The organism is Cellvibrio sp. (assembly GCF_053579595.1).
This window is the reverse complement of record NZ_JBRFPI010000009.1, coordinates 1-26,879: the sequence shown is the minus strand read 5'-3', so window position 1 is coordinate 26,879 and position 26,879 is coordinate 1. Positions and strand designations below refer to the sequence as shown.

21 protein-coding genes and 1 pseudogene are annotated in these 26,879 nt (G+C 48.1%); 10 read left to right on the top strand and 12 right to left on the bottom strand.

What is annotated here, in order from left to right; translation table 11 throughout:
- The 3 genes from ACWA6V_RS01305 to ACWA6V_RS01295 form a co-directional block, all read right to left on the bottom strand.
- A partial coding sequence (locus ACWA6V_RS01305; RefSeq protein ID WP_449520815.1) for a glycosyl hydrolase occupies positions 1-3,126 on the bottom strand: 3,126 nt, incomplete at its 3' end.
- A 397-nt stretch (positions 3,127-3,523) separates the two neighbouring features.
- Positions 3,524-4,090, bottom strand: a complete 567-nt coding sequence (locus ACWA6V_RS01300; RefSeq protein ID WP_449520814.1) for a CBS domain-containing protein — start codon at positions 4,088-4,090, stop codon at positions 3,524-3,526.
- 221 nt (positions 4,091-4,311) lie between these two features.
- Positions 4,312-4,857 (bottom strand): cytochrome b, encoded by a 546-nt coding sequence (locus ACWA6V_RS01295; RefSeq protein ID WP_449520813.1) that lies wholly within the window; start codon positions 4,855-4,857, stop codon positions 4,312-4,314.
- Positions 4,858-5,081: 224 nt separating this feature from the next.
- On the opposite strand from ACWA6V_RS01295, the gene ACWA6V_RS01290 reads away from it, so the two are divergent.
- The 5 genes and pseudogenes from ACWA6V_RS01290 to ACWA6V_RS01270 all read left to right on the top strand — a co-directional run bounded on the left by ACWA6V_RS01290 (position 5,082) and on the right by ACWA6V_RS01270 (position 10,558).
- Complete coding sequence (locus ACWA6V_RS01290) at positions 5,082-5,783, top strand: PEP-CTERM sorting domain-containing protein (RefSeq protein ID WP_449520812.1); 702 nt, start codon at positions 5,082-5,084, stop codon at positions 5,781-5,783.
- A gap of 186 nt (positions 5,784-5,969) precedes the next feature.
- On the top strand, positions 5,970-6,920 hold the full coding sequence (gene glyQ, locus ACWA6V_RS01285) for a glycine--tRNA ligase subunit alpha (RefSeq protein WP_449520811.1): 951 nt from the start codon (positions 5,970-5,972) through the stop codon (positions 6,918-6,920).
- Positions 6,920-8,998 (top strand): annotated as a pseudogene (gene glyS / locus ACWA6V_RS01280) (glycine--tRNA ligase subunit beta). Before glyQ ends, glyS begins: the two are co-directional and overlap by 1 nt.
- A 199-nt stretch (positions 8,999-9,197) precedes the next feature.
- Positions 9,198-9,773, top strand: coding sequence for a D-glycero-beta-D-manno-heptose 1,7-bisphosphate 7-phosphatase (gene gmhB, locus ACWA6V_RS01275; protein WP_449520810.1), 576 nt, complete (start codon positions 9,198-9,200; stop codon positions 9,771-9,773).
- 23 nt (positions 9,774-9,796) lie between these two features.
- On the top strand, positions 9,797-10,558 hold the full coding sequence (locus ACWA6V_RS01270; protein WP_449520809.1) for a lysophospholipid acyltransferase family protein: 762 nt from the start codon (positions 9,797-9,799) through the stop codon (positions 10,556-10,558).
- A 187-nt stretch (positions 10,559-10,745) separates the two neighbouring features.
- Here ACWA6V_RS01270 and ACWA6V_RS01265 read toward each other — a convergent pair whose 3' ends face one another.
- Positions 10,746-13,013 (bottom strand): ankyrin repeat domain-containing protein, encoded by a 2,268-nt coding sequence (locus tag ACWA6V_RS01265; RefSeq protein WP_449520808.1) that lies wholly within the window; start codon positions 13,011-13,013, stop codon positions 10,746-10,748.
- Between the two features lie 204 nt (positions 13,014-13,217).
- Positions 13,218-15,326 carry a pectate lyase family protein gene (locus tag ACWA6V_RS01260; protein ID WP_449520807.1) on the bottom strand — a complete coding sequence of 703 codons (2,109 nt, stop codon included), beginning with the start codon at positions 15,324-15,326 and terminating at the stop codon, positions 13,218-13,220.
- A gap of 518 nt (positions 15,327-15,844) precedes the next feature.
- Between ACWA6V_RS01260 and ACWA6V_RS01255 the strand changes: the two genes are divergently transcribed.
- The 5 genes from ACWA6V_RS01255 to ACWA6V_RS01235 all read left to right on the top strand — a co-directional run bounded on the left by ACWA6V_RS01255 (position 15,845) and on the right by ACWA6V_RS01235 (position 22,713).
- Positions 15,845-17,566, top strand: a complete 1,722-nt coding sequence (locus ACWA6V_RS01255; protein WP_449520806.1) for a DUF3592 domain-containing protein — start codon at positions 15,845-15,847, stop codon at positions 17,564-17,566.
- Between the two features lie 149 nt (positions 17,567-17,715).
- A complete protein-coding gene (locus ACWA6V_RS01250; protein ID WP_449520805.1) occupies positions 17,716-19,848 on the top strand; it encodes a TonB-dependent siderophore receptor in 2,133 nt (710 codons plus the stop codon).
- Positions 19,849-20,264: 416 nt separating this feature from the next.
- The gene (locus ACWA6V_RS01245) at positions 20,265-21,473 is read left to right on the top strand and encodes an RtcB family protein (protein WP_449520804.1); all 1,209 of its coding nucleotides are present in this window, start codon (positions 20,265-20,267) and stop codon (positions 21,471-21,473) included.
- 4 nt (positions 21,474-21,477) lie between these two features.
- On the top strand, positions 21,478-22,419 hold the full coding sequence (locus ACWA6V_RS01240) for a hypothetical protein (RefSeq protein ID WP_449520803.1): 942 nt from the start codon (positions 21,478-21,480) through the stop codon (positions 22,417-22,419).
- 12 nt (positions 22,420-22,431) lie between these two features.
- Positions 22,432-22,713, top strand: a complete 282-nt coding sequence (locus ACWA6V_RS01235) for a hypothetical protein (RefSeq protein ID WP_449520802.1) — start codon at positions 22,432-22,434, stop codon at positions 22,711-22,713.
- 143 nt (positions 22,714-22,856) lie between these two features.
- On the opposite strand, the gene ACWA6V_RS01230 is transcribed toward ACWA6V_RS01235, so the two are convergent.
- The 7 genes from ACWA6V_RS01230 to ACWA6V_RS01200 form a co-directional block, all read right to left on the bottom strand.
- Entirely contained in the window at positions 22,857-24,008 is a 1,152-nt protein-coding gene (locus ACWA6V_RS01230; protein WP_449520801.1) for a hypothetical protein, read from the bottom strand.
- 57 nt (positions 24,009-24,065) lie between these two features.
- Positions 24,066-24,629: a hypothetical protein gene (locus ACWA6V_RS01225; protein WP_449520800.1), complete on the bottom strand. Its 564-nt coding sequence runs from the start codon at positions 24,627-24,629 to the stop codon at positions 24,066-24,068.
- Between the two features lie 71 nt (positions 24,630-24,700).
- Positions 24,701-25,057 carry a VOC family protein gene (locus ACWA6V_RS01220; RefSeq protein WP_449520799.1) on the bottom strand — a complete coding sequence of 119 codons (357 nt, stop codon included), beginning with the start codon at positions 25,055-25,057 and terminating at the stop codon, positions 24,701-24,703.
- Positions 25,058-25,076: 19 nt separating this feature from the next.
- Positions 25,077-25,802: a KHM family subclass B1 metallo-beta-lactamase gene (blaKHM, locus tag ACWA6V_RS01215; protein ID WP_449520798.1), complete on the bottom strand. Its 726-nt coding sequence runs from the start codon at positions 25,800-25,802 to the stop codon at positions 25,077-25,079.
- 54 nt (positions 25,803-25,856) lie between these two features.
- Positions 25,857-26,192 carry a Na+/H+ antiporter subunit G gene (locus ACWA6V_RS01210; protein WP_449520797.1) on the bottom strand — a complete coding sequence of 112 codons (336 nt, stop codon included), beginning with the start codon at positions 26,190-26,192 and terminating at the stop codon, positions 25,857-25,859.
- Positions 26,193-26,232: 40 nt separating this feature from the next.
- Positions 26,233-26,502 carry a K+/H+ antiporter subunit F gene (locus ACWA6V_RS01205; protein WP_040391064.1) on the bottom strand — a complete coding sequence of 90 codons (270 nt, stop codon included), beginning with the start codon at positions 26,500-26,502 and terminating at the stop codon, positions 26,233-26,235.
- Positions 26,484-26,879, bottom strand: a 396-nt coding sequence (locus ACWA6V_RS01200) for a Na+/H+ antiporter subunit E (RefSeq protein WP_449520796.1), incomplete at its 5' end; no start/stop codon positions are given. The genes ACWA6V_RS01205 and ACWA6V_RS01200, both read right to left, overlap by 19 nt.

The window sequence follows — 26,879 nt, the reverse complement described above, 5'->3', positions numbered from 1 at the left end:
AGAGCTGGACAGACTCGATGGGACTGACGACCTACTTGATGACACTGACGAACTGCTGGGTGGTATCGACGAGCTGGACATACTCGATGGAGCCGACGAGGATGAGGCTGCCCCATAGGTCACTGATCTCCAGCTATTTTCACCTGGACCCGGCAGGAACACTTGGCCGCTAGCAGGAGTGAAGGTGTAGAAGCGCGCCTCAACCAAATCGCCCGCTACATAAGCACCGGTGCGGCTAGCTTGGTAGGTGTAGGTTCCATCGCCATTATTTACTTCACCACCAGCTTGCGCCTGCAGGTCGATCACCACAAAGTCCTGGCCGCCATTGCGACGCGCAAACAAATGTACTTGCTGCTTACGCTCGTTAAGACGAACACTGAACTGCATGCCGCCGTTGGCCAATGCGGTCATTTGCACCACTCCTGTAGTCACTACTGACGAGGAAGAGCTGGATACGGATGACGAGCTACGTGACGAAGAGCTAACCGACGATGGGCCACAGAAACCTGAACTGCAGGACGACTGAGTACTTTGGCTTGATGACGACCGACTGCTAGCTGATGTCTCAGGCACCGAACTGCTAGTGCTAGGCACTACTGAACTGCTGCTAGACACACTGCTGGAAGATACCGGCACAACCACACTGGTATAAACCTTCAGCTCGCCCGGGCTGACCAGCAAACTGGTGCCGTCGTTAAAGGTCACGTTTTTGGCATCGGTAGCACTTGCGTTGTAGGCCACGTAGGTGCGCTCATTGGCGGTACGGAATACCGCAAAGCTGGCGTGATTGGTTGCGACTACCTGATTATCTATGCGTCCAAAACGGTGGAACGTTTTGATCCAGGCATAGGTATTGGCCAGCGAGTTGCCCTCTTCAGTTGCACAAGCTGGCCCGGCAATTGAGTTGCGCATCCGGCCTTCATTCGCATTGAAATTGGCCAGTGCCGTCACTGGGTCATAGACCGCTTGGTAGGCATAGAAAATCGCATCCCACATGGTAAACATGGTGCGACCGTTAGCCATAAAGTCAAAGTTGGTTTTGGCATAGTCGGGGAATTGACCCAAGTAGAGCGAACCTGACTGGATCGGCAACAAAATGATGCCGTGCATGGCCTCCGCCTGACCACTAAACCAGGTGGCATAGTCAGTTTTGCCACCCCAGACCAAGGACGCCATAGGCTTGGTGTAGGTGGGGTGATAGTTGGTGCCGTAGACGTTGTTCCAGTATTCCTGGATCGCCGTCATCTCGGTGGTGTAGAGGAAGATACCGGCATCGCGCACCGCTGTATTGCCTGTCTCTTCTCCCCAAAGGATCATCGCGGTCCAGGCATTCATCGCCTCGGATGATGACTCATTGTTGTTGCCCGCACCAAAGCGCGCATGGCCAGATGCCCAGGAGTGACCGGCATAGATGTCGAAGTTGCGCAGAAAGGGGAACATTTTGCCGGTGGCGCTGGTGGCCGGATGGCGCGGACGCTCCCAGTTGCCGTAGTCGCGCATCAATAGCTCGATCATGCCGCCAAACTGCTGGGGTTGCGCCCAGTTTTTGTCGTTACGCGCCAATTCTGCCGCCGCACGCACAAAATAACCGTAGTGGAAATGGTGGTCGTTCAGCTCTTTCAGGCTGCCAAAGCTGCCATCAATACCGAGCATGGTGCCCCAGTTGCTGTTGTAGTAGAACAGGTTTTTGGCAAACGGCGATGGTTCCAAATCATCGATGACATCGGCTTTTAGCCATCCCTCCAAGCGCCATTTGAGCTCATCTTTAAACTGGGTGGCAGCGGCGGTATTGCCGGTTTGCTGTGCCAGCGGGATTAGCGAGGCCACCTTGCCCAAACGCTTGCCGGTGTAATAGGTATCGCGATGAGTAAAGGTCTCGTTGCGCACGTTGTTTACCAGCGTGGAGAGACGGGTCTTATCAGCTGTATCGGTCAGCGCGGGCATGGCGGGAATCACCCCTTGGTAGGTAATCGCCGTGGTAAATGAACTGCCTTGCGCAAGTTTCATACTGCCGCGCGGGGTGAAATAGCTTTCACCGGTAAGGGTCGCGCCGCTGGAGAGTTTGCGCCATTGATGAGGGTAGAGCCCCATCAAGGTGCCGGTACCGGTTGATTCGGCGTAGTTAGTAGTAGTGACCGCGTAGGTGCTGAGCAACTTACTATCGCTCGCGCGGTAGTTCCAACTTACCTGCGAACCAGTGACATGGTTGTAGGCATATTGGGTCATCAGCGTGAGTGCCGCGCGGCTGGGCAATGCGGCAACCGAAAAGTATTTTTTGCCCGCGGGTAGATTGGCGGTGATTTTGGAGGTTCCCAAACCGGTCCAACTGGTGCCCGCCGGTGCAAATGCCGCGTAGTTGCGACCCTGTACCGAGAATCCAATCACCGCTGAACTGCTGGTGCCTGACCAGACTTCCGGGGTTTTCGCCGCAACCGGTGCGGTGCTGTGACTGGCAAAACTGATGGTGGGGTTACCGTTGGTGTAGTTGGCAAATACATAGGGCGATCCGTGGCCGAAGGTCAGATCCATAGCACCTGCGCCCGCCTCCATCCGCGTGGTGACAAACCAGTCGCTGTAGTCGTGTACTTTAGCGCTGAAGTTGCCGCTCGCCGCCGTATTGCCCAACACAAAATCCAGCTCTTTAAAGTACACCGTCTCATGCATCGGATGCTCGACACCATTGATCCACTGGGTCGCAGGCGCTGGCATAGTGCCGACAAAGGCATAATTTATCGCCCAAAAATCCTCCTGCCGCGGCGAATAAAGGCGCACCCCATTCAGCTCTGGCTTGATCGCAAATGGGTGGGCGTAACTGACATTGTGCGACCCCCGTGTGCCCCAATCCTGCCAGGGGTCATTTACACCCGCCCAGAGGATCGAACTCCACCAGGAATTGGTGGGCATAGGTTGGTTAGCGAGATTAGTGGTGATGTGTTTGGTGGCTTGCACATCGCGGTTGTCGGGAATTGCCGCATCAATGCGACCGTCCCAATTGGTGAGATAACTACCCGCACCCACAGCGACCGGATTATTGGTGGGTGTGGTGCTGGGTGGTGGATTGGGTACCTGTGCCGATAAGTGCGCTGCCGTCAGCATTAAAGCGGCGGCCGATAAGATGGTTTTCATGTGAACCTCTCAAAAGACAAATGTTGTTATTGATTATTAGAGGGGGGTCACCTGCCTTGCGAGACCGCTGCATTCCCATGCCCGGAAAGACCCCTTAAGCGACAGGATCTACCACCCCATGACCTGCGTCGTCCCAGTTTGCCAAGTGCCTGCAAGGTGGTATCCAACCCCGCACAAAGGTCACCAACATAAAAAATAAGTCAACAAAATCAAAAGGATGCGAGGGTTACAAGAAGTAACAGCTGCTACAGGGAGAGGCATGTCTCAACGCACGCCGGAGGTATTTACCGGCCTTGGGACAGCCTTGTAAAAACGGGACGCAAAAAAAAGGCGCCATAGGGCGCCGAGGGAGTGTTAACGATGAAGCAATATAAGCGAGCAGTAAGTAGGCCGTATTTCAGTGCACTTTTACCGCGGTAAAAATATCCACAAAAGTAAGCTCTTTTTCGATCTCCACCGGCGCATGCAAACGGCTGGCGATATCGCGTGAGGAGACTATGCCGCGGATGTGATGAGCATCTTTATCCACCACCAACAGATATTCCTGATGGGTTTTCTTCAGGGTAGAAACGATATCGGCCACACTGGCATGTTTGAATTGATCGTATTCAACGGCGCGGATATTGGCGCGGGCGTGCATTAGATCGCGCACCAGCAGCTCATCGCGTTTAACGTGCAGCGCCATTTGTTTGAGCAGCATATTGTGGTCCGCCAGATCGTCTACGCTGATCACGCCGATAAACTCTTTGCTGTCGTCCACCACAATTTTGGTTTTGACAGCTTCCGCCAGCATCACTTCCAGCGCTTCAGTCGCTTCCAGATGGCTATCCACCATATGGGGTTTATGGCTGCGGAAATCCGTGAGAATCGCCAGCGCGGAGGTGTGAGCCTGGACATCGCTAAACTCTTCTGGCTGCACCAAATGGTCATTCGCCGCTAACGCAAACACGTTTAAATTTTTCATAACAAGCCCCGATAAGAAAATGAGTAATCCAGAAGGAGCGCGTGTTTCAAATGCATCCGGCGACTTGATCGCCCTCCTGGCGCTCTCTCTGTAATGACAACATAGGCCTTACCAAGGCTGATTAAAACCCGCACAAGTGGGCTTTTACGCTGGATTTACTCCGTGTTTACGTGGGCTTTACTCGGCGCGCAAATCTACAATCAAAACGCACCAATTCAAGGCTACTTACGGCCGAGCATACGCAAAAGGGTGCGGTCTTTATCAATCAGGTGATGCTTGAGTGCACCGGCAATGTGAAGGATGATCGCCGCCGCAAGCAAATAGCCCAACCATTCATGGGTGAACTGACCCAGGCTGCTCAATCCCGCATGGAAGGGTTCAGTCTGGCCTTCCGCATTTTTATTCCCCGGCACCATTACCCAACCAAACACTTTGATGCCGTAACCGCCCAGACCGGAATACATCATCCCTGAGATCGGCATCAGCACAGTGCCTACAATCAATACCCAGTGGGTCGCCTGCGCCAAACGATGTTCGAGTTTCGGGTATTCCCGCACGGGGGTTGGCCAACCATTTTTGATCCGCCACCACACGCGCAGCAGGACAACCGCAAAAATCAGCACGCCAAAGGCTTTATGCCAGTCGTACAACGGGTAAACCTCATACCACGACATATAAAAACCAATTCCGATGAGGGCAATCAGCGTCAGGGCGACAATCCAGTGCAGAGCGATGGTCAGGGGGTTTAGGGTTTGTTGGCTATCCATGGGTGTTCCTTGGTTGATTTAACGACTGATTACGATTGTGTTTGCCACTTGGCAGCTGTTGGTCAATAACAGATTTTTCTGGTTCTCAAGTTTTACAGTTCCTTACCCAAACGCAAAAGTTATAAGCAAATGGACCAATTTTTGATTTGGCAAATGATATATTTCGCGCCGCTGCTATCCAGCGCTTCTCAACTCATCATAAATTCCGATAAATGGAGCTTAACATGCTAAAAAAACTCGCCCGCGCTCTGGGCCTCATCTTTCTTTTATCCTCTGCTACCTCCCAAGCTTTACCTATTATTCAGGCGGATGCCTTCGTAGCCGGCGATAACAAGGCCACGCTGGAAACCAGCACTGGACTGGTGTGGATGGATTTCGGCGTTAACCTCACCAAAGACTTTACGTCGGATATGTTGTTTACCAACTTGGTGAGCAATCTTAATACCACTTACAAAGGATGGCGGTTAGCCTCGGAAGCGGAGGTCACACACTTGTGGTTCAGCCTGTTCGGCAGTCAGGTGATCCCAGCTTCAAATTCGGACCCACATGAATATCGCTTGGAAGATTGGGATGGGGTTTTACTGCCCCACTTCCAGGAGATCGCCGATGTATTTGGATATACCTGGGACGGTATTGCCTTCACCAACCAAACCGGACTGGAAGGCGCAGGGGAGATGTTCACCACCAAATCCGCTATCGCTCACTTTTACAACGACGATGGAGGCTTGGGTTCCTTCTTCTTTTACACTCCACATACCGGGGTGCATCTTAGCTTTACAATGCTAAATACAAATGATTTGGTCCCGCATGAGTTTGCTTATGGAGCAATGTTGGTAAAAGACACGTCCGTTCCAGAACCATCTGCTTTTATCTTGCTAAGCCTCGGTTTACTGGGCTTGGGAATTGCTCGTCGCGCCACGAAGTAATCTGTTCCATCCAAATCAAACACCGTCTGTTAGGCGGTGTTTATTCAATCGCAACCTATTTTCCGACTCATTGCCAGTTATCGATGTAAGTCACTGCCAATCCGGCGCCATCTCCCGCTATAATCCTCCGCATTTTTTACATCCTCTACTCGAAATTTCGACCCACTTTTATAAATCAGGTCTACCATGTCCGAAAAACGCTATGACGTAAGCACCTTCCAGGGACTTATCCTCGCCCTGCAAGATTATTGGGCGCGCCAGGGTTGCGTGATTCTGCAGCCACTCGACCTCGAAGTCGGCGCCGGTACTTTTCACCCTGCCACTTTCCTGCGCGCGATTGGCCCGGAAACCTGGAATACCGCCTACGTGCAGCCCTGCCGCCGCCCGAAAGATGGCCGCTACGGTGAAAACCCCAATCGCTTACAGCACTACTATCAATTCCAGGTGGCGATGAAACCCTCGCCCGCCGATATTCAGGATTTGTATTTAGGTTCACTGCGCGAAATGGGTATCGACACCAACGTGCATGACATCCGTTTTGTGGAAGACAACTGGGAATCGCCCACCCTCGGCGCCTGGGGTCTGGGTTGGGAAGTTTGGTTGAACGGGATGGAAGTCACGCAGTTCACCTACTTCCAACAAGTGGGCGGCTTGGAATGTTTCCCGGTCACCGGCGAAATCACCTACGGTATCGAGCGTATCGCCATGTACCTGCAAGGTGTGGATTCGATTTTTGATCTGGTGTGGACCATCAACCCGAACGGCGACAAGGTCACCTACGGCGATGTATTCCACCAAAACGAAGTGGAGCAATCCACCTACAACTTTGAAGAAGCCGACACCGCATTCCTGTTCAGCAATTTCGATTTCTACGAAAAAGAAAGTCAGCGCCTGATGGAAAAAAATCTGCCGCTGCCCGCTTATGAAATGGTGATGAAAGCCTCACACGCGTTTAACTTGCTCGACGCGCGCCACGCAATTTCCGTTACCGAGCGCCAACGTTTTATTTTGCGCGTGCGCACACTGTCCCGCGCTGTTGCTCAAGCTTACTACGATAGCCGCAAAGCCCTCGGCTTCCCACTTGCGCCTGAAGCCCTGCGAAACGAAATGCTCGCTGCAATTGCGGAGGAAAAATAATGTCTGCTGATTTTTTAGTTGAACTGGGTACCGAAGAGTTACCGCCAAAAGCATTGAAAAATTTAATGGCTTCATTTGCCGAAACTATTGAAGCAAATTTAAAAGCGGCTGAATTATCTTTCACAGCGATTAAACCCTTTGCCGCACCGCGCCGTTTAGCCGTGCTGGTAGAAAATCTCGCGAGTGAAACCCCATCGAAAGAATTAGTTGTATGGGGCCCACCGGCAGCCATCGCGTTTGATAAAGAAGGCCAGCCGACCAAAGCAGCGCTCGCCTTTGCCGAAAAAAATGGTATTGCTGCGTCTGAATTAAAAGCCGAGAACGATGGTAAAGCGGAAAAACTGGTTGCGCGTATTACCGCCGAAGGCAAAAAAACCGTTGAATTACTTGAAGCAGTTGTTGCCGATGCCTTGGCAAAATTGCCCATTGCCAAACGCATGAAATGGGGCGCGAAACGCGAAGAGTTTGTACGCCCTGTGCATTGGTTAGTGATGTTATTTGGCAGCGATGTTGTCAACGCCAGCTTGCTCGGCTTAACTGCTGGCCGCACCACACGCGGCCACCGCTTCCATTACAACAACACTATCGACCTCGCTAAAGCGAGCGATTACGCCAGTGTATTAAAAGATACCGGTTTTGTGGTTGCGGATTTTGCCGAGCGCGGTGCAACCATCAAACAACAAGTAGAAGCCGAAGCGAAAAAAGTCGGTGGTGTTGCGGTTATCGACCCTGCCCTGCTCGATGAAGTGACATCACTTGTTGAATGGCCAGTCGCGCTCACCGGAAAATTTGAAGAGCGGTTCCTTGCTGTTCCCGCAGAATAATTAATTGCTTCGATGAAAGAACACAAAAAATATTTCCATGTAGTGGATGCCAACGGCAAACTGAAAAATAACTTCATCACCGTTGCCAATATCCAAAGCAAAGATCCTTCGCAAATTATCGACGGTAACGAGCGCGTAATTCGTCCGCGTTTGTCGGATGCGGCGTTCTTCTTTGAAACGGATAAGAAAACCACTCTTGCTTCATTACGTGATCGTTTGAAAACAATCGTATTTCAGGCGCAGCTTGGAACTATTTTTGATAAAACCGAACGGGTTGCTGGCCTCGCAAAACTGATTGCTGGCAAATTAAATGCTGACGCTGCCTCAGCTGAACGCGCTGCGCAATTGTGTAAGTCTGACCTTGTCACCAATATGGTGGGTGAGTTCGACGATATGCAAGGTATCGCCGGTTATTACTACGCAGTAAACGATGGTGAAAATGCCGAAGTTGCCGCTGCGATGAACGAGCAGTATATGCCGCGCTTTGCTGGCGACCAATTGCCGGCAACCACTACCGGCGCGATTATCGCGCTTGCTGATCGCCTCGATACTATCACCGGTATTTTCGGAATCGGCCAGCAACCGACCGGATCAAAAGATCCATTTGCACTACGCCGCGCGAGCATCGCTGTGCTGCGCATTCTGGTGGAGAAAAATCTCGCGTTGGATTTACGTGACTTGCTGACCTTTGCGAAAAACCAACACAAAAATCTTACCGTCGGCGATGAGTTGATCGAGCAAGTGTTGGCTTACATGCTGGAGCGTTTCCGCGCTTTCTTTGAAGATGCCAATATCCCCGCAGAAGTTTTCCAATCGGTAACCGCAAAACAATTGTCGCAACCATTGGATATCAACCAGCGTGTACTCGCGGTCAATGAATTCAGCAAATTGCCGCAAGCGCAGGCGCTCGCTGCGGCGAACAAACGTGTATCCAATATTCTTGCTAAACAAAATGCGGCGCTTAGTACGGAAGTTAATGCTGCACTCTTGCAAGAAGACGCAGAGAAAACTCTCGCTGCAGCTGTCAGTGCAAAAGCCGCTGTAGTTGCGCCTTTATTTGCAGCGCGTGAATACACCAAAGCACTCGCGACACTCGCCGACTTACAACAACCTGTTGATGCTTTTTTTGACAGCGTAATGGTGATGAGTGATGACCCGTCACTGCAACAAAATCGCTTGGCGTTATTGCAACAACTGCGCGGATTGTTTTTGGAAGTGGCGGATATTTCTTATTTAGTGCCGGCGAAAAATTAATTTGTACCTGACTGATATGCATTCCCAAGCTGAGCTTGGGAATGAAGAAAATTAGCACAAACTTGCTGTTCGGAGTCGGGTACCGGCTTGTGAGACCGTCTGAGACATGGATGTCGAAGATGAGCCTCCAAGGACGGATCTACGGCGTGTCTCACAAGCCGGTAGCTGACTCCGAACACGCGCTCTCCTGCGAGTACTCATGAAATTAATTATTCTCGACCGCGACGGTGTTATTAATCACGACCGCGACGACTATGTAAAATCTGCCGATGAATGCATTCCGATTGAAGGCAGCATCGACGCCATTGTGCGCTTGAACAAAGCGGGCTTTACCGTTGTTATCGCCACTAACCAGGCTGGCCTCGCCAAAGGTAAATTTGAGCTGGAAGACCTGGAGGCCATGCACGAAAAAATTACTGGCTTGGTAGAAGAAAACGGTGGAGAGCTCGGCGGGATTTTTTATTGCCCCCATCACCCGGATGACAACTGCAAATGCAGAAAACCCATGCCGGGTATGTTGGATGCCATTGAAGCCGAATTTAATACGTCAGTAGAATCTTGTTATTTTATTGGCGACAGCCTGCGCGATTTACAAGCAGCGCTGCAAAAGGGTTGCAAACCAGCGCTGGTAAGAACCGGCAACGGCGTGCGCACACTGGCGCAATTAGCAGTTCCCGGTTTGCAAACAGATTCACCGCAAGTCACACCCGAGCAAGTGCAAGTGTTTGACAACCTCGCCGCCGCTGCAGATTTTATTCTTGCATCTACGCATTAACGGAACAGATAACAGGAATTAACGTGCTCAAACTCCGCAGTATTTTATTCAGTATTGGTTACAATTTAACGAGTGCGATCATCGGTCTGATTGCCGTTATTATCTGGCCAATATTTCCCTACAGCTGGCGCTGGCGGATTGTCACGTGCTGGAACCGTTTTGTGATGTTCTGGATTTGGGTGTGCTGCGGTGTGCGCTTTGAAATCATCGGCAACAAACATGCTGATAAATTTCCCTGCGTGATCATGGCGAAACATCAGAGCACCTGGGAAACCATGTTTCTGCAGTATTATTTTGGCCCGGTCAGCACTATCCTCAAAAGAGAGTTATTCCGCATCCCGTTTTTTGGTTGGGGTTTAGCAAGCTTGCGCCCCATCGCGATTGACCGCAGCAACCCTATCCAAGCCTTAAAAGAAATTAAACGCATCGGCCTGCGCCGTTTGCAGCAGGGCAATAATTTAATGATTTTTCCTGAAGGCACGCGCACACCAGTTGGCCAAATCGGCAACTACGCACGCAGCGGCGCGGACATCGCCATCAGCGCCGGTGTACCGATTATCGCTGTCGCGCATAACGCCGGTGAGTGTTGGCCGCACAAACAATTTTTAAAATACCCCGGTACTATTCGCGTAGTCATCAGCGAACCTTTTGAAACTGAAGGCAAAGACCGCAAGCAATTAACCGAAGAAATAAAAAATTGGATTGAAGGTGAGATTGCGAAAATGCCTCCGGCACGAAAAGATGGAAAGCGAATGAGTGTTAATGCCGATCTTGATATGAAATAAGATTTGTAGGTTGGAAGAGTGAGCGCGTTTCCGATCTACTCAGTACCTTATATGAGATAGCTGGGCGGGTTAGTGGGCGATGACAGAATAAGCATTAAGATTGCTCGCATTTAAAAATCATGCGAGCTTTCAATAAATCATTTTTCATGTTGGCAATGCCAACCCATTAACATAATGTCCTGATTATCTACAAACTATTCACCGTATATTGATCAAATGACTTGCTCGAACAAATTTGGTCACCATAAATTATGGGCGCATATATCACTACAGGCGATTCATATATATCCAAAACATAATCGCCCAAGTCATAGCTTTCCTTCAACCTTTCAGGTTGATATTTTTTTTCATCTTTCGACCAACTGATTGATGCGTTATCAAATGCAGAATTTTTTAGATGAAGAACATACAGCAACTTACCGCTTCCATAATACGACAAATTACCTACAGCATAGATATCAAAACTAAAATTGCAGCTGGGCGTTGCGCCGTCCTTCAAGGTCTTGATAATGCGCTTTATTTTTCCTTCCGATGGCTTCAGTTTATAGGACTCAAGAAGATAATGAAGCGGATATTTACTACAGTAAGTTTCGCCATTGTAGCGGTCATATCGAATATTGCCATCCTCACAGGCCAACGCATAATTAAATAACGCATTAGCTTTTTGATTAACGTCGGAGGAGTTAACTATAACGGTTTGCGATGCAGCCAACCCCTCCATTATCTTTCCTGTGCGTACAGCGATAAATGCATAATTGGCTAAAGCTCTATCATTTAACGGATCAATATTGACGGCTTCTTTAATAGTCAGATAAGCCTCCTCTTTTTTGCCTTCTTGGAATTGCTTTTCTGCCTTTAAATTCAATGTTTTAACAATTTTTATAATGTCTTCCGCGAGCGGCATCTCCAATTTTTTCGATAGTTGGTCAACGTCGTCTTTATTGAGATAGGTATTAATATCGCCACTGCCACTTGCAGTGTATCGCCTTAACCAATCGATTGGCCTGCCGCCAGAATTTTCAGAGGTTTTAGCGTAAGGATTAGCACCACGCGCAAGCAACACATCAACCAATTCCTTTGAAGCGTACCGTACTCCGTAGTGTAAAGCCGTCATTCCTGACTTACTGAGCGTAAAATTACAATCATCGTTTGGAATAATAGTTTGCTCATTAACAAGAGCGCCTGCATTCAATAATATTTCGACTGACTTTAATTGATTGTATTGTGCAGCGTACATCAGTGGAGTTTTTCCGAAATCATTGGGGGTATTGGGAGATAAGCCTTGCTGCAGAAGATACTCAAGCGCCTCAGGATAATTGATAGCTGCAGCTATCAGTGTGTCGCCGCCATTTTCTGTTGCATCAAGGGAAGCAAGGTCGGCTGACAACGCTTTAATAATGGATATATCGCCTTTTTCCAATAGTACCTCGAGGACTTTTTTTCTGTCTTCAGGTTGAGGTGGAAAAGCAGGATTTACGGCAATGCCAATCGAATTTTTAATCGCAGCTTCCGCTAAACGTTCGGCCTCTTCAATGCCTAAGGCATATTGTTTTGCGTAGAGATTTTTTGCGACGGATACGGTTTTTTTCAGCTCTGACATCAATACTTTATAACTGCTGTTTTGCGGGATACCCTTAATTGACCATTTTTCCAGATATTCAAACGCCCCTTCGGTATAACTATTTTGATTTTTCAACTCCCAAGGTCTGTAAATAATAGCCTCTAGGTTTTTACTCAACGAGGCCAACCGTCTCTCTCCTGCTCTTGATGATCCACAATTGCCATATGACCCCATTATAGGTTCGAGGGACTTTTTAAGTCTGCTCACCGCCTCACGTGTTGCCGTTGCTTCTGATGATTTTGCGTAATCCTGCTCAGTGGGTTCGATAGAAATTTCACAAGTATTTGTCCAGCTCGCATCTGCATTTAACTGGTATATCTCAATTGAGTCACTGACTCTAACCAGATAGTAATTCTGATCACTTGCCTTAATAAACCGGCTATTTCCGTAATCCGCACCAGCCGGCATTCCACTTAGTTCTTTGCTATCAAAATCAGTTGTATATATTTTGTTACTGTCGATTGGCTCTGTTGATGCAACCATCATTTCACCTTCACAGCCCCCACCACACCCATGAGCAAGCGCAAATCGCACATATACTGTTTTGTTATTAACAAATACATGATCCGTTTTAGCATCGCGATAGTAATCGCGAATCAATAGATCCCCCGTTTTTTCCAGTGCGTCAGGATATTGCTCACCTGTTATAAATGCGTTCTCTACATGGCTTAAAAAGCCAGAGCAGACGTTTGAAGAATTTTTAATTAATGTCGGTTTAAACCAGGCGCTTTCCACTTTTTGCTGTTCGCTAGCATGCCCTGCAGAAGAAAAAAACAAACTTGGGATGAGGATTGTAATTACACGGTGAGCTGATTTTATCCAATTTTTTAACACCACTTAACTCCTTAATAAAGTGATCCTAACGAGAAACAATGATCTATTTACTTTTTAGAGACAATTATAGCCACAGATAGTATCTCCAACACACTATCGCATATGCGCGTCTACATAAGAAATAGTATAGGCATAGCACTTCATAAAAAAGCCCCGGTGCAAAACACCGGGGCTTTTTAACTTTAACGCGTTATTACCAACAACTTAGCGAATCTGGCAAGCCACCTTGCCCAAGCCCAACACATAATAGCGGTCACCTGCGAGTGGAGAGTTGTAAGGAATTTGGCCGTATTTGCCCGCCGTTGCACTCACATAATCCACCAGATCCTGACCGGCCGCGAAGCGCCAGTTATTAATAGTCGCTTGTGATGCTGCGCTGTAATTGCTGGCCAAGTTGGCGACTGTACCGTTAGTCGCAGTCAACGCGGTCTGGGTAGACGCCGTTAAATTACAGGCAGCGTCACTGAACCACAGAAGGTTGCGATCATTGCGGAAAGAACCTCCGCTTATATCTTTGAACAAATTTGCGCTGATTTCCGCAAGCGATAATTGTGCTGTGCTCTTTTCCTGATGAATCGCATTTACCACAAATACACTGTCTTCCATCAACGCACTCGCGCCCACCCGCAAACTCAAAATCTGGTTGCGATAATTTACAAATACGTTGTTGAACATATGGGTTTTACCGTGGCGCAACAAAGGCACGCGGCGCAAAGTGTTGCCCAACAATGTGTAGCTGTCATCGGTAGTGACAAACGCGTTGTTGTGCATAGTGGTGGTAATTTGTTTGTCGATGGTGTGGCTGTCGCTGGAGCCGTGCAATACCGCGCGCTTTACATTCACCAAACGATTAAATGACATAGTCACATTGTGTGCGCCGACTTTGACATCAAACGCGGAGTCACCAGTGGTATCGAAGGTATTTTTATGAATCCAGATATCTTTTGATGCGCCCGTAGAACGAATCATATCCGGATCGCAGTAGTGGTCTTCCGTATGGCCAGCGCCCTGGAATTTCAGGTGGGTCATGATCACACTGTTGGCGGTTTGCGTTGGTGTGCCTGTCTGGTCTTTACCAATCGCAAAACCGCTGAAGAGAAAGTACGCCTCGCTGCCGCGACCATCGATGGTTTTGTTAGAGCCAATCACCGGATTGCGAATCGGATTATTGGATTTATTCATCGCCACATTAAAAAATTGCGTTACACAATTCGCACTGCTCACACCATTTTTTGCGCACCATTGCGTGTAGTTCACACACTCGGCTTCCGTAGCGCCGAGAATCGATTGCACCGTCGGGTTGCTACAACCTAAACGGTACATGCCAATTTCATGCGGCTGCGCGAATTGGATTTTGTCGAACACAATCCAGTTATGTTCTTCGCCGGTAATTGCGTTGAGAATTTGTTGCTCAACGGACACGCTGGAATTTTTGGTGATGATGGTGAGTTTGCTGTTGCCGTTAGGATCAAATCCTCCTTTGGCATTTTCACCGTAGCCGACTGGTTTACCGAGTGTTTTTGACAAACAAGAAACGATTTCCTGATCGGTCTTCAACGAGGTATCGCGCCAGTTAACCGATGGGTTAGTCGCTATACGGATACAGTCAGCGCTGATGCTGGCGTTATCGACAACCGATGAGACACTGCTGCTCGATTTGCTCGACGCTGGAATGCTACTCGGAGCTACCGAAGATGCAGGCACGCTGCCCGGCGCTACTGAAGAGCGGCTGCTGGATGCAGGAGTACTGCTTGGCGCAACTGAGGATTTTGAGGAGCTGCTCGCCGGTTTGCTCGATGCAGGAATACTTGAAGGAGCAACACTGGACGCCGGAGTTGATGATGCAGTGCCCGTCGCGTTATAGACTTCAAATTCCGCGATGCCGGGCGCGCTGTTCGCATTCACAATCAGATTAATTTTTTTGGTACTGCGGCTGGCGATATTCACCACACGCTGCGCACCGATTCCGGTACCTGTCGCTAACACTGTGCCGGTGTCGTTATCGACCAGGCTCCAGGTCGTCACTTTGCTGCCTGCTTCACGCAGGATCACGGTATTAAACGTCACCGCACTGCCCCACTTCACCGACACTCGCTGGTTGCTGGTGCCGCTAGCAAGGGAAACGGTTGCGGTACTGCCATCGCGCACCAGCTTGGTATTGTCAAAACCGGAACCGTCGGCACCGGCGCTGGGGCCGGTAATGGCGAGGTTGGCACCGAGGTTTTGTGCCTGCACAGCACAAGTGAGTAGCGTACTGGCAGCCGCGAAAAACGCGTACTGGCCAATACGACGGGTAAAAGTCGTAGATTTCATGGTGGTTACCTTAGAGTCGTCGATACATCTTGTTATTGGAATCAAGTTGCCAAGGGCAACAGGGAATCGATAGTGACCGAAAAAACCGATAGGCAATGCCCGCAAAGACATGCACTAGTTAGCTGTTACAACAGCTTTGTTGGGAATCGTCCTGTGATGGTAAAACTCGGAATTACTCAGCGATGACGACGGGTTTATTGTTTTTGTACCCTGCGGTCATCTGTGGCTGCCACGTTGATATCGACAGGCAGCGGCATAACAGTTGATTGCTATTTATTCTTCTCAGGTGGCAAATGTTGCGCCTGAAGCCTTAAAGCGTCAATGGAGAAATCGCGGTTTTGTGTGAGTTATTGTGATAAAAACATTAATTTTTCCAATAAAAACGGTTACATATTTTTCTAAAAAACACTGTAACCGTTTACTTATCTTTTAAGGGCGATTTTTCAGAGCGATCAATACAGCGCCAGAGCCACAGGCTAAAATCTCCTCTGAATTCTCTGCAACGGATCAAAAGGAATATGAAAGAAACCACCAAAGGCCGTCTGTTTTTGCTGCTCTTCGCCTTGCCCTTTGCAAGTGTGGGTATCGGATTTCTGGTGTTTGGGGTGATCCCCAACCTCTATGAGTGGCACCAAATGAAAAGCTGGCCGCAAGTGGAAGCACGGCTGTTAGATGCCGGTTTATCAACCAGCCGTGGCGATGACAGCGACACCTATAAAGCCTACGCCCACTACAGCTACCGCTATCAGGCGCAGGATTACACCAGCGGGCGCGTAGCGATTATGGGTGGCAGCGACAATATCGGCGATTTCCAACAGGATCTCGCACGGCAATTGGAACTGGCGCACCGCACCGGTCGGCCGGTGCCCGCCTGGGTCAACCCGGAAAATCCGGGCGATGCCGTACTCAACCGCGATCTGCGCTGGAACCTGCTCGGCTTCAAGATGATTTTTGTGCTGGTGTTTGGCGGCGTGGGCATTGGTTTGATGGTATTCACACTCAGAGCCAAAGTCGGCGCTACCGACCACCCCGAAAGCGCCAGCAAACCCTGGCTTGGGCAACAGGAATGGGCCAGCCCTGAAGTCACCTGCAATTCCAAAAGCAGCCTCTGGGTAATATGGGCCTTTGCGCTTATTTGGAACCTGATTTCACTGCCCGCAACACTCGCCGTTCCCGAGGAATGGGCCGATGGCAATAAGCTGATTTTGATCGCGTTAATCTTCCCCTTGGCGGGTATGTATCTTCTCTACTGGGCGATCAAATCGACCCTCAGCTGGCGCCGCTTCGGACAATTGCGCCTTGCACTCGACCCCTATCCCGGCAGTCTTGGCGGACAAGTCGGCGGCACAATAGAAGTCCCCATCGCCTACAACCCGCAGCAGCGTTTCCCCGTTAATCTGCAGTGTGTGCGCCGCTACGTTACCGGCAGCGGCAAAAACCGCACTAGCCATGAATCCATCATCTGGCAATCCAACGGGCTCGCTCACAGTCAACCCACCGCTACGGGCGGCACACGCCTCGCGCTGGCTTTTAATGTCCCCGCCACCCTGCCCGCCTCGGAAACCTATTCCGACGACTATCGCTTCTGGCGCCTGGAATTAAATGCCGATTTACCCGGCGTGGATTTGCATCGCCAATTTGAAATCCCGGTATTTGCGACCGGTGAAAAATCCCGCGCTGCATCACCGCTCAGCACACAACATCCGCAACTGAACGAAGAACGCGAAGCCAGCATCGAAGCCGTCGCCAATATCCAACAAATTCCCGGCGGCGTGCGCATGCATTACCCCATGCTGCATGGAGCCGGGAATAACCTCGTGGGTTTGGTGTGCGGATTATTTTTTGCGGGCGCAGGAATGTTGATGCATTTTGAATCCGATGCTCCTGCGATCATGGTTTGGGTATTTACGTTGGTCGGTGCGTTGATCACCTTCATTTGCCTCAAATGGTTATTCACCAGCTTGCATGTGCAATTGGATCACAACGGCCTGATCAGCGAACGCTACTGGCTGGGAATGTCCATCGGCCGCGACCAAATCCCCCGCGCCGACATCCAAAAACTCCACATCGATGTCAGCTCACGCAGCCAAAGCGCAAAAGGTTATCAAGAGATGTGCAAAATTATCGCACTCACCCGAGACGGAAAAAAAATTCTCATTGCGATGAATTTAAAAGGACGCGATACCGCGCAATTGGCGTTGGAGGCGATTGGGGGCTTGAGTGGGTATCGTATTGGATAAGTGGAACCTGATAACCAAATGCTCTAGCGAATAGCCAAGCAATTAATCGCGGTTGGCTTCCCTGATCAAATATTCGTCTATCCTCAAGAGCAGGATTCAACTAATCCTTAGCGACGATAGTTGCGATTTATTGGCACAGGAACACAAGAATGCTTCAGCGTCTGCCCTCAATTGTGTTTGTAGCCACCGTGCTGGCGTGCCCGTTCGCCCTATCACAAAGTGCACCCTCCGATGACTTGTTTGACTTGTCGCTAGAGCAGTTAATGACCCTTGAAGTTGCTGAACGGCAACCTTATCGCGGCGAGCTTCCACTGGATAAATTGCCCCAAGCCGTCGAAATTCTCTCCAGTGATTTTTTACAAACCCGCGGAATCAGTAGCTTTCAAGATGCTTTAGACACCTCCAGTGCTGTGGCTCGCCAAAACCACTTTGGCGGCCTATGGGACGGTTTTGCAATTCGCGGGTTTTCCGGTGACGAAAACTTACCGGGTGGCTATTTCGTCAATGGTTTCAGCGCCGGGCGCGGTTTTAGCGGGCGGCGCGATACCGCCAACATCCAGAGTATTGAAGTATTAAAAGGAACCGGCGCCGCGTTTTACGGCCGAAGTGAGCCGGGCGGAACTATCAATATTATTACCAAAAAACCGCAATTTCATACTTCAGGCTACCTGGAGGCCTCAGCCGGTAGTTACGATAACTATCGTCTGGAGGCTGACTACACCACGGCTGCATCTGAACACCTGGCTTGGCGGGTCAACGGCGCCTATGAGGACGCGGGCAGTTTTCGCAACACACTTAGCTCCAACCGTTTATCGCTCAACCCCTCGCTGCTCTATCGGATTTCCGATCGCTCCCACCTGAGCTACGAAGTGGAAATTTTGGAGCAGGACATTCCCTTTGATCGGGCTGTTGTGGTGCTCAATAACGATTTTGATCGGGTTTCTCCCGAGCGTTTTTTTGGCGAACCAAATGACGGCCCCATCGAAGTAAAAGCAACCGGGCAACAGTTGGTTTTCCAACATGCCTTTAACCAGAAATGGAATCTTTTAGCCGGATTTGGCTATCGCGCCTCGTCCCTTGAAGGTTATTCCACTGAAGCCGAGTTAAGCAAAACACGGCAATTACTCTTTCGCGATGGCGAAACACTTAGCCGCCAGCGCCGCTTTCGCGATTTCGATGCGACCGATCTATCGAGCAGGGTTGAACTCACCGGTTTATTCACACTGGGCGGGCAGGCGCATCATCTGCTAATCGGGTTGGATGCTTATGAGTACGAATTGACGCAAATACAGCAGACATGGAGAGTTGCGCCCGGTGATAACACCTACGCAGTTGCGTTTGCAGCGCCGGTCTACGGCCAACCACAACCAGCACTCAATCCGTTTTGGGATCGTCAGGAGCAAGAAGATGCAACGGGCATGTATGTGCAAGATCAGATTGAATTGAATGAACAATGGCAGCTGCTTGCGGGGTTTCGCGTTGATCGATTACAGAAGCACTTTGAAGATTTTCTCAGCGATGACACCACGCATCAAACACACAACGGCATCATTCCACGAGCAGGATTCAATTATCAGGCAACACCTTCTTACTCTTTCTACGCGAGCTACTCAGAAGGCTTTCGCCCCAATTCGGGCACTGATGCCAGAGGCGATGCATTTTCGCCTGAGCAGAGCAACTCCTACGAAATGGGGTTAAAGTTCACCAGTCGCGATCAACGCGTTAGCAGTAACATCGCACTGTACCGCGCCGAAAAATCCAATCTACTGACGAGCGATCCAATCAACTCCGGATTTTCATTGGCACTGGGTAAAGCAGAAAGTCAGGGGCTGGATATCAATCTGAGTATTCAATTTGATGGCGACAATGAAGTCTCATTCAACTATCTCTACGTAGATGCGCAAACCGTCAACGACATGATTAATCCGGTTTGGTCAGTTAAGGTTCCAGCCGGAAGTCCACTCATTAACATTCCCCAACAGCAAGCCAATCTGACCTTTATAAACTCATTCACTGTTTCTGGTCACCATAGTAATTGGGGAGCCAATGTCAGCTATGTAGACGAGCGCCTTGGCGAAACGATTGACCCGAACTATATTCTGCCAAGCTACACACTCGTACGCGTATTCTCCACTGTTGAATTAACCAAAAAAATGCAACTCAGCCTTAATATCAATAACCTGTTCAACGAACAATACTTCCCCTCCTCTTACTCCGCACTATGGACACAACCCGGTAGCCCTCGCACCATTTTTTTGAAAATGCGCTACCGCTTTGATTAGTATTAATTGCACATAACCACTCATGCGCGCGGTGAAATTAAATCGAACTCAGGCTCGATCCATAACAGAATCGGATAATCGATAAAGCTTATTGACAGCTCAAAAAAACGGCGTATTATCGCGCCCAATTTCCAAGGTGCTAAAAACACTTTGCTTTTCAACCCGACAACTTGTTTGTCACAACTTATGGGGTACTCAATGATGACCTACGCGAACTATACCAACCGCTAAAAACCTTTTGAGTATTCAGACTTGGAAGGTGATAACAAAACCTTCCAGTCAGGCGCAACACTAAAGCCCTGATTAGGAAACTAATCGGGGCTTTTTCTTTTCTGCAATTTAAAAAGCCAACTCGAAGGTTTCATTTTTTTAGTAATGCAAAGTGATTTCTCAAAAAAGTCACTTAAGGGATTTCTATGCCTGTAAAAATTGAATTAAACAAAATTTCGGGAAATGGTTTTAAACCCGTAAAAATTTACACCCGCGATATTGAAAATGAGGCGCTGACGCAACTGAAAAAAATTGCAGAATTGCCAATTATTCATTCGCATATAGCGGCGATGCCCGATGTGCATTTAGGTATTGGTGCAACCGTAGGCGCGGTGATACCAACGTTAAATGCCATTATTCCCGCGGCAGTGGGTGTGGATATTGGTTGCGGTATGAGTGCGGTGCGGCTTTCGGTTAAATCATCGCAACTGCCGGATAATCTCGCCGCAATGCGCAGTGCGATTGAACGTGCAGTACCGGTAGGTTTGCAAGCGCATAAAACGGTGAGCATTCGTGAAAGCGCATGCAAACACATGGCAGCGGGTGTGGAGTGGTTATTTGAAAAACACCCGACGGTGATGAAGATGTTAAAGCAACCGAACACCGTTTGGACTAAACAAATGGGCACGCTCGGTAGCGGCAATCATTTTATTGAAGTCTGTGTGGATGAAAATAAGGACGTGTGGATCATGCTGCACACTGGCAGCCGTGGAATAGGTAATGCGATTGGGCAATATTTTATCGCCCTCGCCAAAAAAGATATGGGCAAACACATTCACAACTTGCCCGATAAAGATTTGGCCTATTTCACCGAAGGCAGTGAGCACTTTGTGCATTACGTGACGGCGGTCAATTGGGCACAGGAATATGCGCGTTTAAATCGCAATGAAATTATGGGCTTGGTATTGCGTGCAATAGCGCCATTCTTGCCCAAGTTTCACGCCGATCGCCACGCGATTAACTGCCACCATAATTATGTGAGCCGCGAACATCATTTCGGCGCTGACGTATTGGTCACCCGTAAAGGAGCCATTAGCGCACGCGAAAGTGAGCTGGGAATTATTCCCGGCAGTATGGGCGCTAAATCTTTTATTGTGCGTGGAAAAGGCAATACCGATTCGTTTTGCTCCTGCGCCCACGGTGCCGGTAGAAAAATGAGCCGCACTGCAGCACGTCATGCGTTTAGCAAAGAAGATTTAATCGCACAAACCAAAGGTGTTGAATGTCGTAAAGATAAAGCAGTAATTGATGAAATTCCTGCGGCATACAAAGACATCGACGAGGTTATGCACAACCAATCTGACTTGATAGAAGTGGTTCATACACTCAAACAAGTCTTATGTATAAAAGGATAATGTTATGGACGATAGATTATTGGATGAAGTCATCGCCTGCCTTCCCAAGGAGCGCACACAGTTTTGCTATTTTAAGGATCAGTACGCGGTTTATTTACTCAAACAGTATTTAAGCACAGCTACCAGTGGTGATATTCACAGCATCAAACAGTCAAAGTTGAAAAAGCTTTTGGACAAACCACTCGTGAAAGACACCCTTAAAAAATCAGGAAATGGACGGCTTGAAGTAGCGCAATTGGATAGTGTGTGGTCAACACAAGCCGAGCACTATGTATTAACACTCGGCAGGTGGGGCCACAAGAAACGTTATTCATGGAACCAAACATCGCGCCCCGGCGCGAACCTAGTGTTGCAATTAAATTTGAGTAATCAATTTGATGCAATGTTTAAGGCAGTAACCGGTTGCCATTTGAATAGGCTGACAACCTCGGCTCACCCTAAAAGCCGGAAGCGTATGGCAACGCTTGCATGGGCAAGGTTGGATATGGATTTCAATACCGGTGAAATTCTGATTGAGGAAATTCAATCCGATTTAATCCGCGATTTGGAATACACCTACAAGCGAGCATTAAGTACAGGGAGCAGCAATGAAATGCATTTCTATTGGAGCCGCACTAGCCTAGACCGAAATAAGGTAGCGGCTTACTGCGAAAATGTGATCGTAGAGCAAAAAAAGATTTGGTCAGAAGCCATGATGGCGGCAACGCTTTGGTTTGTGCAGCAGGAGTTGGGTTTTAGCAAAATTTATTACCACACCTTCGATACCGGAAAAGTAATGAAGAAGATAAATGGCAGTGTCCCACCCCGCTCGCTCTACAGAGATTTACGAGAGAAGTTTTGTTTTGAAAGTACAAAACAAGGGCCGCAATTTATCGCCAATGATGCAAAAGCAAAACGCCGCTTAAAAGCGGCGAACAATCCCGAGTGGTTTTTACTAGCCAGTTAACAGGAGGCAATCATGCCCAACCAGCAAGAAGACAAGAATGTAAAAGGTAAGAAACAGGAACGGCGCAACGGCCATGCATTTCACCCCATTATGAGCAAAGGTGGTGTGCATGAAAAAACGGAAAAGGCAAAACGTAAGGCCGCCAAGCATGAAATGAAACGCAAAGTTAATGAGTGGCTCGATGTAAAAGGAGGGTCATCGGCCACCCGTTCACCAGCGCGGAGCAGAATTAGTGTTAATAATCTTGATGCACAAGAGAGCAGCCCAAAGCGCACGATCATTACTCTGCACTAAATGAATTCTGTGCTTTGGACTGCTCTGTTTGTACTCGTGTGAAATTGGCACTGCGTAACTCAGCGCCATTTGTTTACAGCAATTAAATTTTTGCTTCCGACCAACCTGCAAACTCATTGCCACTTGGCTCTGCGAAACACGGCCTACTGATTGCTTAGGTATCTATCAATGTAAGATGCCACGTCAGAGTAGTTAAGAATATTATTAAGTGTCAAGCTATTAGGTCTTGATGTTAACCTCCAAGCGCTAGCATCCTTCCCGCCGGAAAAAGTGAATATCTGAAGCGCGGAGCTGTCGTAGTTAAGATGCTTTATCTTTGTGAAGGCATATTCGGTTTCATCTGTTGTTAACACTCCATGTAGATGGACATATTCAACGTCTTTAAAAAAATCGAATAGTTTCATAGGAGAATAATAAGCCACCTTATATTGACTTGGTTTTGATTGAAGCATTTGCATATCAAATAATTTAATTTGCTCGTTTTCATTCACTTCAAGCCAGCAACATTCGAACAACTTTTTGGTATAAGACTCTTTTTCCAAATATGAATCGAAAGCGGAATAACTTGCCTTCGACTCATTTAGCATTTTTGCTAATAAAATAAATTTGGGGTAATTCTTGCTCACCGCATCAAAGTCTGACATCTCACCTAAATTATTTCTTGAGGAACTTTTTTTAAATTTTACCGACACTTTGATGGGATTTACGCAGCCGGATTTATCGATGCATAATTCAGGAGCACCTTTGAATACGGAAGGAGATGACACTGAAGGATATCTTTTTAACAATCTCAATACGTTGAAAAAAAAGTCAAACTGATCTGACACCATATAAGGTCTATAGCTTATGTAGCACTTTGGATCACATACCACGAGATCAGTCCATTTAAAGTCCCCCTCGCTTTTGGTATGCCAAACAACCTCTACAGCGTAATAATTTTCCCAAATATAAATACGCCCTAAACTTACTTTGCTTAATTTACTAAATCCTTCAAACTTATCAGGCATATCAGACAGCTCTTCATTCAGATGATCAATTGTTCCATCGCCCGAATAGTGCAACTCTTTTAACGCTTGGATATCGTTTTTCATTGCATAGTAATAATATGACGATAATAATTTTGTAGGGGTTGTATTATCCAAAGCGCCAATTTCCAATGTTTTTCCGGCAAACTGTCTATCGATTGATATTTCAAAATATAACTGGCCTTGCTCAACATCTATCCCGACACGCTCAACTGCAGCATGAGAAAGCAGCGACATTACGATTAATGGAAACATTATTAGCCATTTCATATAAAAACTTCTGTTTACGATACTGAAGGACATTGTCTTTAGCACAACCACAAAAAACTACTTAGCGTAATTAAACTCTAGGCATTCAGTAGTATTTAATTTATTTTCAGGGAAATATTTCTTTAGCGAATCCCTCACCGAATGGATATCAACCCTAGGCATATTAATAGGCACATAGTAAATCCCATCTGGAGTTTTAGAAACACCACTTAGAATTGATCTATGATTTTCGCCATCTAAGGACGACAGATACACTATCATTTGATAGTTAATAATATTTATTTCTGCGCTATCTTTAATTATCAATCTCTCAACCAGACATATACCCATAATTCCAGATACCGGATATGAATTTTTTACTCTTTTATGTAAAGGGGAAAGCTCCACCACCCCCTCCTTTACAGAAAAAGTTACATGCCCGTTATCATTCCTATTAAAATACAGGAACAGAAAGTGAAAAATTAAAAATAGAAGTATGACGACATACTTAAATTCTTCGGAAAAAACTCCTACAACAAAAAATAAAATCAAACAAAACACAAAATTTATTGCCGTAAATTCATATAGGGCAGTTGTTTTGATAACATTAAAACATTCATCATCAATTTTAAAAATTAGCATGAGCGCTCCTGCCTTAAGTCGATCTCATCTGACTACGCGATTAAACAGGTTGGGTAACAATGCCCAACAAGCTATCGCGGTTCCGACCAAACCGCAAACTCATTGCCACTCGGCTCAATAAAATGAAACCGGCAACCGCCGGGGAAATCGAATAGCGGTTTGATAATCGTGCCACCACTGTTAATCACTTTTTGTAAAGTCATTTGAATATCCGAACTATAAAAAACCAACAGCGCCGCACCCTTACTGGTTTGGCTGCACATATCCGCCTGATAGAAACCACCATCCAAACCCTGATTGGAAAACGCGGTGTACTCAGGACCGTAATCGACGAATTCCCAACCGAATACACTGGAGAAAAAGGTTTTGGTTGCCAGTAAATCGCACGCGGCAAATTCGACGTAGTTGAGTTTTTCGTGGTTATTCATTAATCGCTCCTTTTGAAATTCACTTTTTAGCTGCTGCAGCTTCAAGTGCTCGCTGCTTGGTTTTTTCCAAGAACGAAGCATCGCCAACTTTGCCATGTCCTGGTACCACCAGTTTTGCCGTGCCGTAGCGGGCGATAAGTTTTTCAGCGGACGCAGGCCATTCTTCTATTACGGCGTGGCTAAGATTGCCAAGACCTTCAGGTTTGACAAAACAGCCGCCGAATAGAATTTTTTGCTCTGGCATCCACACCACGACATTATCTGAAGTGTGACCAGCACCGGGATAAAACACTTCTATTTTTTTATTGACTAACCAAAAGGGATTTTTGGTAAACGAATGAGTAGCTTGAGCTTCGCCTTTATTTTCAAGCAGCTTGTTAGTTTGCTTGGAGGCATAAGTTGGAATGGACTTTGAGTTGAGAAATGCAATACCGCCAGTACTGTCGCTGTGGAAATGTGTGGAAATACTTGCCTTGGCGGTGAAGCCTTGCGCGTCAATCCATTTCACTAATTTTTCTGTGTCTGTGGCTGAAATAGGTGTATCAATCAGATACGCATCTTTGTTATCAAGCACGACTAATCCGTTAGAGCCAACAAGCCCCCAGCCTTCGATTTTTTCGTAAGCGGTGTACAGATACACCCCTTCTTCGAGTTTTTTAATTTCCAACTCGGGTAGAGGCTCCTCAGCGCATGTCATGTTTGTAAACAGCAACAAACAAAATGATACAACGGTAGCTATTTTCATTTTTTTGAACTCCTTCTAATTTTTTATTAAAAAATTTACTGCATAAAAAGTGTATTATTCCCGCTCCCACGGCTTCCCCCGCGTCCGCTCCACCGCCTCCAAACGCAAATGCAGCGCCGCTTTTGCAACTATGTGTGCGCTCACGGGGGCGGTGATAAATAGAAATAACGCGATCAGTAATTCATGCAGGCTTAGACCTTCGCCTTGAGTCGAAAAGAAAATCACTGAGCCGATAATGATGCCGCCCACCCCCAGAGTGGTGGCTTTGGCGGGGCCGTGCAAACGTAGATAGAAATCCGGCAGGCGCATCAGGCCGATGGAGCCGATGAGGGCGAAGGCGGCGCCGACGAGGAGGAAGAAGCTGATAGTGTATTCAAGCCAGACAGACATGGTTTTCCCCTTATTTAACTTTTCATTATTCGACTTTCTGCTATTCAATAATGTCGCCGCGCAGCAGGTATTTGCTGAGCGCGACTGTGCCGACAAAACCCATCACCGCGATGAGTAGTGCCGCTTCGAAATACAACATGCTGCCCTGATAAATGCCGAACAACACCAGCAGCGCGATGGCGTTGATGTACATGGTATCGAGCGCGAGTATGCGGTCGGGCAACGAGGGGCCGAGTATCAGGCGCCAGAGGTTGAGGGCGATGGCGATGCCGAGCAGCAACATGGCGATGCTTATGGCTGTGGTGAGCATTCAAATACCTCCTTTAACGGGGCTTCGTAGCGCTGTTTCATCTCGGCGATGGCGGCGTCTATATCGGTGACGTGCAGGCTGTGCACCAGAAGGTAGCGGCGATCCAGACTCAGATCCGCCGACACTGTGCCGGGGGTGAGTGAGATGGTGCTGGCAAACAGGGTGATGGTGAATTCGTGGTGGATATCGAGCGGCACCTGCATAAAAGCGGGTTGCAGTTTGTTGATCGGGCCGAGGATGCGCACCGCCAGAATCAGGTTGGCGATGAGGATGTCCCAGAACACCACCAGCACAAATTTCACCAGCACCAGCGGGTGGCGTAAGCGCAGGGATTCCGGCCAAAAACCTTGGGTTAACCAGGGGATCACCCACGCCAG

Excerpts from the sequence above, each read along its gene's own strand:
- ACWA6V_RS01300 (WP_449520814.1), bottom strand. The coding sequence starts at position 4,090 with ATGAAAAATTTAAACGTGTTTGCGTTAGCGGCGAATGACCATTTGGTG.
- ACWA6V_RS01295 (WP_449520813.1), bottom strand. The coding sequence starts at position 4,857 with ATGGATAGCCAACAAACCCTAAACCCCCTGACCATCGCTCTGCACTGG.
- ACWA6V_RS01290 (WP_449520812.1), top strand. The coding sequence starts at position 5,082 with ATGCTAAAAAAACTCGCCCGCGCTCTGGGCCTCATCTTTCTTTTATCC.
- glyQ (WP_449520811.1), top strand. The coding sequence starts at position 5,970 with ATGTCCGAAAAACGCTATGACGTAAGCACCTTCCAGGGACTTATCCTC.
- gmhB (WP_449520810.1), top strand. The coding sequence starts at position 9,198 with ATGAAATTAATTATTCTCGACCGCGACGGTGTTATTAATCACGACCGC.
- ACWA6V_RS01260 (WP_449520807.1), bottom strand. The coding sequence starts at position 15,326 with ATGAAATCTACGACTTTTACCCGTCGTATTGGCCAGTACGCGTTTTTC.
- ACWA6V_RS01255 (WP_449520806.1), top strand. The coding sequence starts at position 15,845 with ATGAAAGAAACCACCAAAGGCCGTCTGTTTTTGCTGCTCTTCGCCTTG.
- ACWA6V_RS01250 (WP_449520805.1), top strand. The coding sequence starts at position 17,716 with ATGCTTCAGCGTCTGCCCTCAATTGTGTTTGTAGCCACCGTGCTGGCG.
- ACWA6V_RS01245 (WP_449520804.1), top strand. The coding sequence starts at position 20,265 with ATGCCTGTAAAAATTGAATTAAACAAAATTTCGGGAAATGGTTTTAAA.
- ACWA6V_RS01240 (WP_449520803.1), top strand. The coding sequence starts at position 21,478 with ATGGACGATAGATTATTGGATGAAGTCATCGCCTGCCTTCCCAAGGAG.
- ACWA6V_RS01235 (WP_449520802.1), top strand. The coding sequence starts at position 22,432 with ATGCCCAACCAGCAAGAAGACAAGAATGTAAAAGGTAAGAAACAGGAA.
- ACWA6V_RS01230 (WP_449520801.1), bottom strand. The coding sequence starts at position 24,008 with ATGAAATGGCTAATAATGTTTCCATTAATCGTAATGTCGCTGCTTTCT.
- ACWA6V_RS01225 (WP_449520800.1), bottom strand. The coding sequence starts at position 24,629 with ATGCTAATTTTTAAAATTGATGATGAATGTTTTAATGTTATCAAAACA.
- ACWA6V_RS01220 (WP_449520799.1), bottom strand. The coding sequence starts at position 25,057 with ATGAATAACCACGAAAAACTCAACTACGTCGAATTTGCCGCGTGCGAT.
- blaKHM (WP_449520798.1), bottom strand. The coding sequence starts at position 25,802 with ATGAAAATAGCTACCGTTGTATCATTTTGTTTGTTGCTGTTTACAAAC.
- ACWA6V_RS01210 (WP_449520797.1), bottom strand. The coding sequence starts at position 26,192 with ATGTCTGTCTGGCTTGAATACACTATCAGCTTCTTCCTCCTCGTCGGC.
- ACWA6V_RS01205 (WP_040391064.1), bottom strand. The coding sequence starts at position 26,502 with ATGCTCACCACAGCCATAAGCATCGCCATGTTGCTGCTCGGCATCGCC.